Annotated in this window: 17 protein-coding genes and 1 tRNA gene; 9 read left to right on the top strand and 9 right to left on the bottom strand. The window is 55.9% G+C overall.

Features of this window, described 5'->3' with window-relative positions; all coding sequences use genetic code 11:
* Positions 1 to 5: 5 nt before the first annotated feature.
* Positions 6 to 1,304: a capsule polysaccharide biogenesis protein gene (locus tag AC2FJW_RS02890; protein ID WP_496749161.1), complete on the bottom strand. Its 1,299-nt coding sequence runs from the start codon at positions 1,302 to 1,304 to the stop codon at positions 6 to 8.
* A 138-nt stretch (positions 1,305 to 1,442) separates the two neighbouring features.
* On the opposite strand from AC2FJW_RS02890, the gene AC2FJW_RS02885 reads away from it, so the two are divergent.
* The 5 genes from AC2FJW_RS02885 (at position 1,443) to AC2FJW_RS02865 (ending at position 4,659) form a co-directional block, all read left to right on the top strand.
* A complete protein-coding gene (locus AC2FJW_RS02885) occupies positions 1,443 to 2,030 on the top strand; it encodes a riboflavin synthase (protein ID WP_142634640.1) in 588 nt (195 codons plus the stop codon).
* A gap of 109 nt (positions 2,031 to 2,139) precedes the next feature.
* A complete protein-coding gene (gene ribB, locus AC2FJW_RS02880; protein ID WP_496690792.1) occupies positions 2,140 to 3,261 on the top strand; it encodes a 3,4-dihydroxy-2-butanone-4-phosphate synthase in 1,122 nt (373 codons plus the stop codon).
* 2 nt (positions 3,262 to 3,263) lie between these two features.
* Positions 3,264 to 3,815, top strand: coding sequence for a 6,7-dimethyl-8-ribityllumazine synthase (locus AC2FJW_RS02875; protein ID WP_496749160.1), 552 nt, complete (start codon positions 3,264 to 3,266; stop codon positions 3,813 to 3,815).
* Positions 3,812 to 4,294, top strand: a complete 483-nt coding sequence (gene nusB / locus AC2FJW_RS02870; RefSeq protein ID WP_142634634.1) for a transcription antitermination factor NusB — start codon at positions 3,812 to 3,814, stop codon at positions 4,292 to 4,294. Before AC2FJW_RS02875 ends, nusB begins: the two co-directional genes overlap by 4 nt.
* Before the next feature lie 59 nt (positions 4,295 to 4,353).
* Entirely contained in the window at positions 4,354 to 4,659 is a 306-nt protein-coding gene (locus AC2FJW_RS02865) for a hypothetical protein (RefSeq protein ID WP_142634632.1), read from the top strand.
* Between the two features lie 112 nt (positions 4,660 to 4,771).
* Here the strand turns inward: AC2FJW_RS02865 and AC2FJW_RS02860 are convergent, their stop codons facing one another.
* A complete protein-coding gene (locus AC2FJW_RS02860) occupies positions 4,772 to 5,599 on the bottom strand; it encodes a TauD/TfdA dioxygenase family protein (RefSeq protein ID WP_281972324.1) in 828 nt (275 codons plus the stop codon).
* 90 nt (positions 5,600 to 5,689) lie between these two features.
* Here AC2FJW_RS02860 and AC2FJW_RS02855 point away from each other — a divergent pair, with 90 nt between their 5' ends.
* Positions 5,690 to 6,586, top strand: coding sequence for a LysR family transcriptional regulator (locus AC2FJW_RS02855; protein WP_496749159.1), 897 nt, complete (start codon positions 5,690 to 5,692; stop codon positions 6,584 to 6,586).
* A 275-nt stretch (positions 6,587 to 6,861) separates the two neighbouring features.
* Here AC2FJW_RS02855 and AC2FJW_RS02850 read toward each other — a convergent pair whose 3' ends face one another.
* A complete protein-coding gene (locus tag AC2FJW_RS02850) occupies positions 6,862 to 7,287 on the bottom strand; it encodes an SRPBCC family protein (RefSeq protein WP_496678221.1) in 426 nt (141 codons plus the stop codon).
* The gene (locus AC2FJW_RS02845; RefSeq protein ID WP_271946295.1) at positions 7,284 to 7,604 is read right to left on the bottom strand and encodes an ArsR/SmtB family transcription factor; all 321 of its coding nucleotides are present in this window, start codon (positions 7,602 to 7,604) and stop codon (positions 7,284 to 7,286) included. The genes AC2FJW_RS02850 and AC2FJW_RS02845 overlap by 4 nt, the downstream gene beginning before the upstream one ends.
* 114 nt (positions 7,605 to 7,718) lie before the next feature.
* Between AC2FJW_RS02845 and AC2FJW_RS02840 the strand changes: the two genes are divergently transcribed.
* Entirely contained in the window at positions 7,719 to 8,150 is a 432-nt protein-coding gene (locus AC2FJW_RS02840) for an MmcB family DNA repair protein (protein WP_281972321.1), read from the top strand.
* A gap of 4 nt (positions 8,151 to 8,154) precedes the next feature.
* Here the strand turns inward: AC2FJW_RS02840 and AC2FJW_RS02835 are convergent, their stop codons facing one another.
* A complete protein-coding gene (locus AC2FJW_RS02835; protein ID WP_142634620.1) occupies positions 8,155 to 8,343 on the bottom strand; it encodes a DUF6324 family protein in 189 nt (62 codons plus the stop codon).
* A gap of 77 nt (positions 8,344 to 8,420) precedes the next feature.
* Here AC2FJW_RS02835 and AC2FJW_RS02830 point away from each other — a divergent pair, with 77 nt between their 5' ends.
* Together AC2FJW_RS02830 and AC2FJW_RS02825 are read left to right on the top strand one after the other, a co-directional pair.
* Positions 8,421 to 8,903 carry a GNAT family N-acetyltransferase gene (locus AC2FJW_RS02830; protein WP_496749158.1) on the top strand — a complete coding sequence of 161 codons (483 nt, stop codon included), beginning with the start codon at positions 8,421 to 8,423 and terminating at the stop codon, positions 8,901 to 8,903.
* A gap of 47 nt (positions 8,904 to 8,950) precedes the next feature.
* Positions 8,951 to 9,027: transfer RNA gene (locus AC2FJW_RS02825), tRNA-His, on the top strand.
* Between the two features lie 149 nt (positions 9,028 to 9,176).
* Here AC2FJW_RS02825 and AC2FJW_RS02820 read toward each other — a convergent pair.
* The 4 genes from AC2FJW_RS02820 to AC2FJW_RS02805 all read right to left on the bottom strand — a co-directional run bounded on the left by AC2FJW_RS02820 (position 9,177) and on the right by AC2FJW_RS02805 (position 12,463).
* Entirely contained in the window at positions 9,177 to 9,983 is an 807-nt protein-coding gene (locus tag AC2FJW_RS02820; protein ID WP_142634616.1) for an ABC transporter permease, read from the bottom strand.
* Positions 9,980 to 10,867, bottom strand: a complete 888-nt coding sequence (locus AC2FJW_RS02815) for an ABC transporter permease (protein ID WP_142635158.1) — start codon at positions 10,865 to 10,867, stop codon at positions 9,980 to 9,982. Before AC2FJW_RS02815 ends, AC2FJW_RS02820 begins: the two co-directional genes overlap by 4 nt.
* A 72-nt stretch (positions 10,868 to 10,939) precedes the next feature.
* The gene (locus AC2FJW_RS02810) at positions 10,940 to 11,653 is read right to left on the bottom strand and encodes a transporter substrate-binding domain-containing protein (RefSeq protein ID WP_271946303.1); all 714 of its coding nucleotides are present in this window, start codon (positions 11,651 to 11,653) and stop codon (positions 10,940 to 10,942) included.
* Positions 11,654 to 11,686: 33 nt separating this feature from the next.
* Positions 11,687 to 12,463 carry an ABC transporter ATP-binding protein gene (locus AC2FJW_RS02805; protein ID WP_271946306.1) on the bottom strand — a complete coding sequence of 259 codons (777 nt, stop codon included), beginning with the start codon at positions 12,461 to 12,463 and terminating at the stop codon, positions 11,687 to 11,689.
* Between the last annotated feature and the right edge of the window lie 32 nt (positions 12,464 to 12,495).

Here is a 12,495-nt window from a genome sequence, read left to right as displayed (position 1 = left end):
GTGATTTACTCAACGATCCTCAACTGTGGCGTCCGCGCCTCTTTGTCGGTCAGCACGGATTGGTAGGGATCTTTCGCCCTTAGCATCATATCCACGGCTCGCCTAAGCAACTGTCGCCGCCCACGGCGTGAATAAAACCCGCCGGGGACCTGACTGGTTTCAAGCAGAAAACGCCTATAGCTTTGATAGGCTTCGGTATCGGGGATATCTGGATTGGAAAAGAAATCAGTGATCGGTTGGCTGGAAACAAATTCGGGCTTGTCATAGACCGATTTGCCAAAGGCGCGCAGAGGAATGCCGCGCCACAATACCTGCTGACCCGCAGTTGAATTGATCGTCACGGCCGAGCTCGCTTCGTTGAGCAATGTGGCCAGTTTGCCCCCGGGTACATAATGGACCCGATCAGTGATACCCAGTGTTTTGGCCAGTTTGCGTGCCACCTGGCGCAATGGTTCCCGATGATTTTCCAGCGGGTGTTCTTTGATGACCAGATGATGGTGCGTTGGTGCGCCATTTGCAAAACCGTGCAGTACCTGCTCAAGAAACTCGGACATGCAGTCAAAGTCCGAGTGTGACTGAACCGAACTGTCATGTCCCAGTTGCAGCAATGCCAAGTGATAGGGAAACCCGCCCCGCCGGACTCGCTCCGTCGCCATACGCCGCCGGATTCTGTGGAACGGCATCATTGCCAGCCGTTTGAAATAAAGCCTGAACTCTTTCGAAACCGGTAGGTCACGGTGGGTTCGAAAATTGCGATACTTGCCGTTCAGGAACAGAACAAACCAATGATACAGCGCGCCATAGAAAATATGCTGTCGCATATCACCCCAATGCGTCGGAGGGGGCGGCATCGGCGCATCAGTACGCTCCAGCGCTCGCTGCATCTGGGTAACCTCCAGATTCATCAGATGCGAATTGCCATTCGTACCTGTGCGTTCGTAGGTGACCCACCAAGGCCTCAGATACCCTTCTTCGAAAACATGAACAGTGATCCCGTGGGCACGGGCGATGCGGATGGCTTGGGCGTGGATTGGACGCGTATCGCCATACAGGACAATGTCTGTCACCTCGCGGCCGACAACCAGGTCAACAAATTTTGCCGGCCAGTTTTCGGGTTTGCCAGCATAGGGAATAAAGCTGGCCTTATCAGACCAGAAAGCCTGATCCCCGGCGTTGAACCCCACGCGCCACACCTCGGAACCCGCTGCGCGCAGGATCTTACCAAGCGCGCCAAAAAACGGCCCGTGCGGTCCTTGCAGGAAAAGAAATACGCGTTTTTGCGCAGCGCCGTTGAGTGGTAACATTTCTGCTGCTCTTGTCGTTAGATGAGGAATTATGCCTGTTTGTCGTATTTGCGGCAACCTGGGGCTTGCCCGTAGGCGCGCTTACGCTTACCTCGACGGTGAGCGCTGGCATCAGGTTAGAAACAGAGGATTAACGCAATGTTTACGGGGATCGTCACAGATATCGGCACCATCACCGAACTGGAGCAGCAAGGCGATCTGCGGGCGCGGATCAAAACCGCCTACAATACCCCGGGGATTGATATTGGTGCATCCATTGCCAGCGACGGCGTTTGCCTGACAGTCATCGCATTAGGCGAAGACTGGTATGATGTGCAAATCAGCGCGGAAACCGTTTCGAAAACCAATCTGGATCGCTGGACCGTCGGTAAACGTGTCAATCTAGAGCGGGCGCTGAAGGTCGGAGATGAGTTGGGCGGTCATATCGTGTCTGGTCATGTTGATGGCGTCGCAGAAGTGGTCGCCGTTCTGGACGAGGGCGACAGCACGCGGGTAACCTTGCGCGCACCCAAAGATCTGGCTCGCTTCATTGCGCCCAAGGGATCAGTTGCGCTGAACGGTACTTCTTTGACCGTAAACGATGTGGACGGGTGCGATTTTGGTATCAACTTCATTCCGCACACCAAAGAGGTGACGACCTGGGGGGATGTCGGCATCGGCGACCGGGTCAATCTTGAGATCGACACGCTGGCTCGCTATGTCGCGCGCCTCGCTGAAATGTCCTAGTCCTCAATTCAACGTCGCGTCTGACCGGAACGGTGCCGCATGCGGTCTGGTCTTTGACCGCGCGGTGGTCTATCCACCCGGTCAAACTTGGCATGTGAAAGGCTGCCCCATGAGCTTTGAAACTCCCGGACCGGTCGAGGCCCAGCTGCGCGCGGCAATCAGCCCGATCAAAGAGATCATCGACGAGGCGCGCAAAGGCCGGATGTATATCCTGGTTGATCACGAAGATCGCGAGAATGAGGGCGATCTGGTGATTGCCGCCGAGTTCGCTGATGCTGAAGCAATTAATTTCATGGCCACCCATGGTCGCGGCCTGATCTGCCTGCCGATGACGGCGGAACGGATTGACACGTTGGGTCTGCCTATGATGGCGGTGAACAACTCGTCACGTCATGAGACCGCGTTCACCGTGTCGATTGAAGCGCGCGAGGGAGTGTCGACTGGCATTTCCGCTGGTGACCGGGCGTTGACCGTGGCGACTGCGATCAACGAGCAAAACACGATGGCCCATATCGCCACGCCGGGTCACGTCTTCCCCTTGCGGGCCAAGCGGGGCGGGGTGCTGGTGCGCGCGGGCCATACCGAGGCCGCCGTTGATATCTCACGCCTGGCCGGGCTGAACCCTTCGGGCGTGATCTGCGAGATCATGAACCCTGACGGAACCATGGCGCGGCTGCCTGACCTGGTCGAATTCGCCAAGGAACACGGGTTGAAGATTGGCACGATCAGCGACTTGATCGCCTACCGGTCGCGCAATGACAATCTGGTGGTTGAGACATCTCGGGAAACCGTCACATCCGAATATGGCGGCGACTGGGAAATGCGGATTTTCACCGATCAGACCCATGGCATCGAACATGTCGTGATGGTCAAGGGTGACATCACCACGCCCGAGCCGGTTTTGACCCGGACCCATGCGCTGCACGAGGCGCCCGACATTCTGGGTCTTGGCCCGAAATCCTCACGTGAGCTGCCGCGCGCGATGGAAAAGATTGCGGATGAAGGGCGCGGCGTGGTCTGTCTGTTCCGCCAACCGCGCAACTCGCTCTATGCGGCTGAAGATGAGGGCCCACGCACCATCAAACAAACCGGTCTGGGGGCGCAGATCCTGTCCAAGATGGGGATCCAGGAACTTGTGCTGCTGACCGACTCGCCGGAAACCGTTTATCTCGGGCTCGACGCTTTTGGCCTGTCCATTGTCGGGACCCGTTCAATCCTCAGGGAGGACTGATTGTGGCTGAACAAGACAAACACGGCGTATTGCCGACACCGAGTTTCGACAAACCCGTCAAGCTGTTGATCGTTGTGGCCCCGTTCTATCGCGCCATCGCCGACAATCTGGTGGCTGGCGCAAAGGCCGTGATCGAAGGGGCAGGCGGCACCTGTGATGTGGTCGAAGTGCCTGGCGCCTTGGAAATCCCGACGGCTATCGCCATGGCAGACCGTCAGTGCAATTTTGACGGCTATGTCGCGCTGGGCTGTGTCATTCGCGGAGAGACCACGCATTACGAAACCGTCTGCAACGACTCCAGCCGTGCCATCCAACTGATGGGTCTGCAGGGGCTGTGCATCGGCAACGGTATCGTGACAGTCGAGAATGACGATCAGGCCGAAGTGCGCGCCAATCCGGAAAAAATGAATAAAGGGGGCGGGGCTGCCGCTGCGGCCTTGCATCTGATCGCGCTCAGCCGTAAGTGGGGCTCTTCCAAAAAGGGCGTCGGGTTCAAGCCGCCGTCCGAGTCCATCCTTGTGGCGGGCGACAGCAACGGACCCACAACAGCATGACCAAGACAGACGCGCCAAAACCGGCCAACCAGAAACGCCTGATGAAATCCGCCGCTCGGCTCTATGCCGTGCAGGCGCTGTTCCAGATGGAGCAATCGGGTCAGACAACCGATCAGGTTGTGACCGAGTTTTTGGATCACCGCTTTGGCGCCGTCTATGAGGGCGAGGAAATGCTGGACGGCGATATTCGCCTGTTCCGCAAGCTGGTTGAAGATGCGGTCAATTATCAGGCGCCGATCGATCAGATGACCGATCGCGCTTTGGTTGCCAAATGGCCGATTGCCCGGATCGACCCGACCCTGCGTGCGGCCTTCCGGGCCGCCGGAGCAGAGCTGACACAGAACGACACACCGCCCAAGGTGGTCATCACTGAATTCGTCGATGTGGCGCGGGCCTTCTTCCCCGAAGGTAAAGAGACCAAATTTGTCAACGCAGTGCTGGATCACATGGCGCACGAGGCCAAGCCCGAGGCGTTCTGACGCGTTTACACGGATCAAATATGCGTTAAACTGAATATTATAGCGCAATGAGGTCCGCCATGCCCAAACTGATCCGTTTGTATATCACGCAAGTGGCCTGGGGCTTTGCCATCTCGGCAATTTTTGTCGGGGTGCTTCTGGCCCTGAACGTCGCCAACCTGCGTCATCTGATTACTGGTTCTGATATCGGTCTGGTTGCTCTGGCGATGATCTGGTTCATGAACGGGATCGTCTTTGCCGGTGTACAGTTTGCCTATGCCATTATGAGCATGGCCGAAAAACCTGGTGGCCCGCGCGGCGGAACGCCGGTTTCTGTCAGGCTAAAGCCTGCCTTGATCAAACAAGAGGCACGTACTGGGCGTTAAGACACGTGACACACCGGCTTAGGTGGACGCGGAGCTTGCCCGCCGTAATTGGTAGGTCAGGGCGTCAGTTTTAGTCTGACTGCGTTTTGTCTTTTCTCTGACAGGGTTCGGGTCATTCGGCAGACAAGGCGACCCCCTCCACGGTAACCCTGTGCATCAATCGTCGAAATCCATGATAGTCATTGACCGCTTTGTGCCATGTGGCCCGGTTGTCCCAGATGGTCATGTCGCCTGTTTGCCAACGAATGCGGCATTGGAACTCGGGTTGCTGGCAATGGTCATATAGCATTGCAAGGATGGCTGCTGATTCATCGGCGCTCAGGCCTTCGATATGGGTTGTGAACACTGGATTCACATAAATACCGCGCCGCCCGCTGAGGGGGTGTTTTATGATCACAGGATGTCGCGCGTCTTGGGTGGCTGCCTGTGCATTGCTTAGCCGACCACTTTGCGCCGCTTCACTGTCTTGTGTGCTTGTTCCAAAAACGTGCCGAGAGGAATGAACCGCCCAGAGCCCATCCAGAAAGCTCCGCATGGTAGGTGACAGCGCCTCATAAGCCGCACCCATCGAGACGAACAGCGTGTCGCCTCCAAAGGGCGGGGTTTCCAAAGCATGCAGGATAGACCCCATCGCCGGGATTTGGTCGTAGGAATGATCGGTATGCCAGCCCTCTCCGATGGCCTCTTTCTGATCCTTTTCCTTCAGCACCATAGCGATTTCTGGATGCCCATCGACCGGCCTGAAGAAGCGGTTGATGTTGATCGCGCCAAAGCGTTGGGCAAACGCCAGATGCTCATCCGGGCCGACATCCTGCGCTCTGAGTACGATGACAGAGTGCTGAGCAAAGGCCGTATGAATGGCGTCGAACTGGCTGCCGTCTCGGATATCGGCGCCGATGATCTCTGCGCCCACACCGCCGGTAAGTGGTCTGATGTCCATCTGCTTTCTCCCTGAGTTTCAAACGCAGGGTAGCGCATTGCTAAAGGTCGAAAAAACTGATTTAAAATTTGTAAAGAGAAGATTTTATTGATGATACGTTTCACTTTGCGCCAGTTGTCGTTCTTTGCCGAGACGGCGCGATGTGGCGGTATCGCGCAGGCAGCCAGGAACCTGAATGTTTCGGCCGCCGCTATTTCATCGGCAATCGACAAGCTCGAAGATGTCACTGGTTTGACGTTGTTTGACCGCTTTCCCGCACGCGGGATGAGGTTGACCCGCGTTGGCGCAGCCTTTTTGACGGATTCCGAAGCGTTGCTGATGCAAGCAGGCGCGCTCGGCAATCGGGCCGCTGTGATGGCTGAGGGCAAAACAGGGTCTATTGTGATCGGGACACATTATGCGATTGCGCAGAAGATCATTCTACCAGCTGTTCTGGCTTTTCGCCAAAGCCATCCCGGTATCCGCATCGAGGTTGTTGAGGATGATTTCCCGAACCTCGTTGCTGCGCTGGATGCGGGCGAGTTGGACGCGCTTGTGGTGTTTGATCAAGGGTTTGAACCCCGACGTCAACACGTTGAAGTACTTAAAGAACTGGCGCCTCTGGTTTTACTCCCGGCCTCGCACCCATTGGCGCATGCCGCCAGCATACAGCTTGAGCAGCTGACAGGCATGCCCTACATCGCAGTGTCGCGTTCCGGTCCGGGTCCAAGCTATCTTGACCTGTTGCAGGCCGCCGGGCTTGATCCAGAAGTGCCGCTGACCTCGCAATCACGAGAGTTGGTGCATGCCTATGTTGGCAAAGGGCTTGGGTTCACGCTGGTTGGTTTTCCGCCAGAGGCGAGACGAACGATAGAAGGCGATGCGGTCGTAGCGCGTCCGCTGGCACAGGATATCGGGTATTTTAATGTTGTGATTGTGCAGCCCCGCGCCATTCGGCAACCCGAACCCGTAAAAGCATTTCTTGATGCCTGTCTGATCCAGGTTTGATTAGTGCGATCTGGCCCGCAGGTCAGAACCCAGAGCTCGTAAATCCGGCTATTTCCTGCCGGAGTTTGGATCGAGTGTGGCGGGACCACCAGTCAACCGTGCGGTTTGATTCCCGAGGACCTGTATGTACAGGTGGGCGCCAGGTAATCAGGCCAGGACCTGAACAGAGCCAGCCCCCTCGGAATTGCTTAAGGCCACCAGAATGCTACCAGTCACAAGAAGGGCAGAACCCGCCACGGGCCTAAGTAGGGCGTCCGGCGGGTTCGCACAAGGGGTCAGGCGTCAACAGTTTCGTGCAAGGCCACGCGCATCTTGCCGAAATGCTCGTCCCAGCCATTGTCCAGCGCCAGGATCAGGCCAAAGGCATCGGCACCTTGCGGCAGACCTTCGTGCAACAGGTCAAGGCGTGTACCGCCCGCAACTGGTTCCAGCGTCCATTTTACGATGCTGACTGCGTCGCCCATTGGCTTAACCGTAAACGAATACTCCAGATATGACGGCGGGCGCGCTTCGCGGACTTCTCCCCAGATCAGAAGGTCGCCACTGGTCGTTCCGAACATCTCAAGCTTTTGGCCCTGCGCCAGGGGGCGTTCGGGTTTGTGAAACCATTCCGCCAACCGGTCGGGTTCGGTCAGATAGGCCCAGACGGTCTCGGGCTCGGCCCTCAGGAAGATGGATTTCCTTAGAACGGCATCAGTCATTTTGATTTCCTTTCAACAGCTTCTTTAAGAGAGTTAAGGCGTTCATCCCAAAATTGATCAAAGTAGCTGAGCCAATCCAGAACAGGGGCCATACCTTTTGGTTCAAGTCGGTTTATGCGTTCCCGGCCACGGGCTTCGACGGCGATCAGGCCACCATCCGAGAGCACGGTCAGGTGTTTCTTGACAGCTGCGCGTGTCATGTCGAAGCGATCAGTCAACTGCGCGATCGTCATGTCTTGCAGTGCCAGCATTTGCACAATGTCCCTGCGAGTGGGGTCAGCCAGTGCGCGGAACGCGTTTTGAGTTTGGTTTTCCATATGTAGCCTAAAAAGAGATACCATTTGGTTTCATATTTATGAAATACCAAAAGGTATTATGTCAACCTTTCGGGGTCACTTTACATTTGTTCACTAATTGTTCACATTTGGGATATGACATTGGACCTGCAACCCGGACAAAGACTTGCACGTGGAGTCGCCCGTCACCTGACGGCGCATGGCTTTGTATCCGTTGAGGAATTCGTGCCTATACGCGGACTGCGGGTTGATGTGATGGGGCTGGGTCCTAAGGGTGAGCTTTGGGTGATCGAATGTAAATCAAGCCGCGCTGATTTCCAGTCGGATTCCAAATGGCAGGGCTATTTGGAGTGGTGTGATCGATTCTTCTGGGCAGTGGATACGGAGTTTCCGACCGAGCTGTTGCCTGCCGAGACCGGGTTGATCATTGCCGATGCTTATGACGCCGAGATCGTGCGTATGGCACCAGAGGACAAGATAGCCCCGGCCCGGCGGAAGAAGATGATCCAGAAATTTGCCACAGATGCAGCCCGGCGCTTGCAGTCCCTGAGAGATCCCAGAATCTGATAGGTCAGCTTTTTACCGCCCGTGCGGCATGCGCAGCAGCACGGAGTTCATCGGCAATCTCTTCGGCTTCTTCCGGATCGAAATCCATTGGAATTTCAAGGTTTTCCGCTTCGATGAACAGGCGCACCATCCCCTGATCTGTTGGTCCGATCTGCAAATTCGCCTGAATGTCACTTTCGGTATTGATGCTCATGTGTGCCTCCGGGGATGAGAGTTCGTGCTAGCGCGCAAAGGCTTGAGAATCAAGTTACCTTTGCGTTCAAATAGGGGATGGACTCTATTCAGATCAGACCCTTTGAAGCTTTGGATGCGCCGTGGTTGGTGGCTGTGCATGATCTTTTGTATTCACGAGACGAGGGTTTCGACGAATCTTTTGCCGTGTTGGTGAAAGAAATCCTCGACGATTTCATCTCGGACCATGATGCCAAGCGCGAGCGTGGCTGGATAGCCGAATGTGACGGTAAACCTTTGGGCAGTATTTTCTGCGTTGCCCTGAGTGAAACGACCGCAAAACTGCGCTTGTTCTTGCTGTTGCCCGAAGTGCGTGGGATGGGCCTGGGAAAGCGGATGCTGGAGAGCTGCATAGGCTTTGCTCGCAGCGCCGGTTACACTGAAATGAGGCTATGGACGCATGAAAGCCACAAGGCTGCCTGTGCGCTTTATGGGTCCACTGGGTGGCAGTTGATGGATAGCAAACCGGTCCATTCCTTCGGGGTTGATCTGGTCGAACAAAGCTGGAAAATTCAGCTTTAATCCTCTTGCATTCCGTGAACGCGTTCGGTACATCGCCCTTCACAAGTGCCGCCTTAGCTCAGTTGGTTAGAGCGCTGGATTGTGGATCCAGAGGTCGCCGGTTCGAATCCAGCAGGCGGTACCATCTCCCCGATTGTCAGAAAATTCCCAAGCTAGTTCGGCCGCTAAGCCGCCGCGCAAATCGAAGGGCTGCCTTCACTCAAAACGGTACCGACTATTATTTGAGAAATTGTCTTTTCCGGGGATTGCAGCGGCTGCATCCCCGGTAGGTTCTTAGCGTGCCAGATTCAGGCGAAAGCGCATTTTTGTTTTTCGTTCCGCAGGTAAATGACGGTTCAGATGCTTGTTCACCAGGCCGAACCCCCCAACGATCACAAGCGTCAGTAAGATGAAATAGAAGGCAAGGATTGGATAGGCGACAAAGGGGTTGAACGTCTTGTCCGCGAAATAGCTTGCGTAATACAGCGCATCGCCTCGTTGCTGCCAGGCTGGGAAGGCCGAGAAGAACACCAGCGTGGTGGCATGGAACAGAAAGATCGCCTCATTCGTGTAGGCGGGCCAGGCAAGCCGCAGCATGGTGGGCCATACGATCCGCCGGAAGCGAGACCAGCCGGACATGCCATAAGCATCTGCAGCCTCGGTATCGCCCTTGGGAATGGATCGGAGCGCGCCAAAGAAAATTTCGGCTGAATAAGCGGCTGTGTTCAGAAACAGAACGATCAGCGCCCCAATCCAGGCTGATGTCAGAGAATCGAACATCGGATAGGATTTCTTCAGCGACAGGAAGAAGAAATAGGCAAAGAAAAACTGAATGAACAGCGGCGAACCACGAAAGATGAAAATGAACCATTCCGAAGGTTTGCGCAGCCAGAAACTGGGTGATGCTTTGCCAAGCGCCAGTGCTGTGGCCAGGAAAAATCCGGTCGCAAGCGCCATGACTCCGAAATAGATATTCCAGATCATACCAGACCCGATCAGGGTAAAGTGCTCACATAAGGTAAAGTCGGATTTTGGCAGCAGGCGCTCGCCATATCCAAGAGATCGCAGGCCGTAGTCCTGAATGGTCTGCAAGCAGCTCATGCGGTGGTCTCCTTGCGCAGCAATTCTCCGGCGGCGGTGGCCTGTCCGTGGGACAGGCGGCGCATCAGGCGTTCAAGCCCGATCTCGGACATACGGGTGAAGCCAAGGTAGAAAACCAGCAGGAACAGGAAATACCACATGCGCCAGTCACCGTGTGGGTATTGCGTAAACTTCGGAGTCTTGGTGCTGCCCAGTTCGCGGGCCCAGTACACGATATCTTCGATGCCCAGAAGGAACAGCAACGGCGTGGCCTTGATCAGAACCATCCAGAGATTGCTGAGACCGGGCAGGGCATAAACCCACATCTGAGGCACAAGGATTTTCCAGAATGTCTGGCGGCGGGACATCCCATAGGCTTCGGCGGTTTCCAGCTGTGTATAGGGTACGGCCCGCATGCCGCCGAACAGAACATTGGCGGCGAAAGCACCGAAAACAATAGAGAAAGTGATGACAGCCAGAAAGAACCCATAGGTTTCGTGCACCCATTCCGGCGAGGTGCCCAGTGGCAGTTTGGCAGATTGGCAGACGATAAAGTCGTTGCCCTGTCGGATCGAATCCGTCCAGTCCGGGCAGAGAATTTGATGCCGCGTCCATTCGAATGCCTGATCCAAAGCAATCACGAAGAACATGAAAAAGGCGATATCCGGCACGCCGCGCACGATGGCGATATAACCCTTACCCAGCCAACTGACCGGCAGAACGTGCGAACGGGCAGCCATGGCTCCGACGAACCCGAAACCCAGCGCTACGGGCGCCGTCACGGCAAGTAGGGCCAGTACCTTGAGGAAGGACAGGTAAAAGGACCAATGCACACCATTGGTCAGATAGCACGAGAACCAACGGAAGGTTCCCAGCGTGTCGGGATCAGTGCAGAACGAAAAAATGGCGGGCCTCTTCAGGTGGTAAAGGCGCTGGGGCGGCGCGCCCGTAGACTGGGGCACGCCGCCGGATCAGAATTAGAAGGTCGAAGACACTTCCCATTTGGTGATCAGCTCGTTCAGGCTGCCGTCATCCTTCATGGATTGGATGGCTGCGTTGAGTTTTTCTTTCAGCTCACCGTCGGATTCACGGACGCCAATGCCGACGCCACCACCCAGCGGAACCTCATCGGCCACAAAGCGCAGATCTGCGTCTTCGTCGACGATCGGGGCAAGGAAGGATTTGTCGGCCAGAACCGCATCGGCCTCACCGTTGCGTACGGCAGCGATGGTTTCCTCGGGGCTGGCGAACTCGACCAGGGTCGCGCCGGATTCGGCGATATAGCCAGCCTGAATGGTGCCGGTCTGTGCGGCGACCACACCACCTGCAACATCGGCGTCATCCGACATTGCTACATAGGCGGAGGGATCCGGTGGTGTGTAGTTCTGGGTAAAGTCGATGACCTCGTCACGCTCGTCGGTGATCGACATACCAGCGATGATCACGTCGTAGTTGCCCGAGACCAGGTTCGGAATGATCGAATCCCAGTCGTTCTTGACCCACTCGCAGGTCAGGTCTGCGCGTTTGCACAGCTCGTCGCCCAGCTCACGCTCAAAGCCGTCGATCTCACCTGCGTCATTGACGAAGTTCCAAGGTGCATAGGCTCCCTCGGTCCCCATCCGGATGGTGTCTGCCATGGCCATGCCCGCGCTCAGCGCAAGGGCCGCAGTGGTCAGGATCAGTTTTTTCATTGGATACTCCCCAGTTTTGGTTCTGATCTGAAGTTATGCCGCCTGAGTGGCGGAAAGAAAGCCCTGAAGCCGTGGAGATTCAGGGGTAGTAAAGAGATCTTCAGGCAGGCCTTCTTCTTCGATGAGGCCCTGGTGAAGGAAAACGACATGGCTAGAGATATCAGCGGCCATTTTCATGTCGTGGGTCACAATGATCATGGTGCGGCCTTCTGCAGCCAGGTCTTTGATCACCTTGATCACTTCTTGTTCCAATTCGGGGTCCAGCGCCGACGTGGGCTCGTCAAACAAAAGCGCCTCGGGCTCCATGCACAGCCCCCGCGCGATTGCGGCACGCTGTTGCTGACCACCTGACAACTGTGCGGGGTAGGCGTCGCATTTGTCGCCAATACCAACTTTTTCAAGGTATCTGCGTGCGCTGTCTTCAACTTCTTTTTTGTCACGGCCCAATACCGTTACAGGTGCTTCCATCACGTTCTGCAGGATGGTCAAATGAGCCCACAGGTTGAACTGTTGGAAAACCATCGACAGGTTTGTGCGAATGCGCAGAACCTGTTTCGCATCTGCAGGCCGGCGCGTGTGGCTGTTACCGGACCAACGAACAGGTTCACCCTTGAAAAGGATTTCGCCCTGCTGGCTGTCTTCCAACAGGTTGCAGCACCGCAATAAAGTGGATTTCCCAGACCCCGAGGACCCAATCAAAGATACGACATCGCCCCGTCTGGCAGTGATATCCACGCCCTTCAGCACTTCCAGATTGCCGAAACTCTTGTGTAGGTTCTTGATCTCAATGACGGGAGTTGAATCTGTCACGGTTGGTCCAGGTGTTATTGGTGTTGGTGCGG

The sequence above is a fragment of the Ruegeria sp. CDSA020 genome (assembly GCF_059612345.1).
This window is presented reverse-complemented; position numbering and strand designations above follow the sequence as displayed.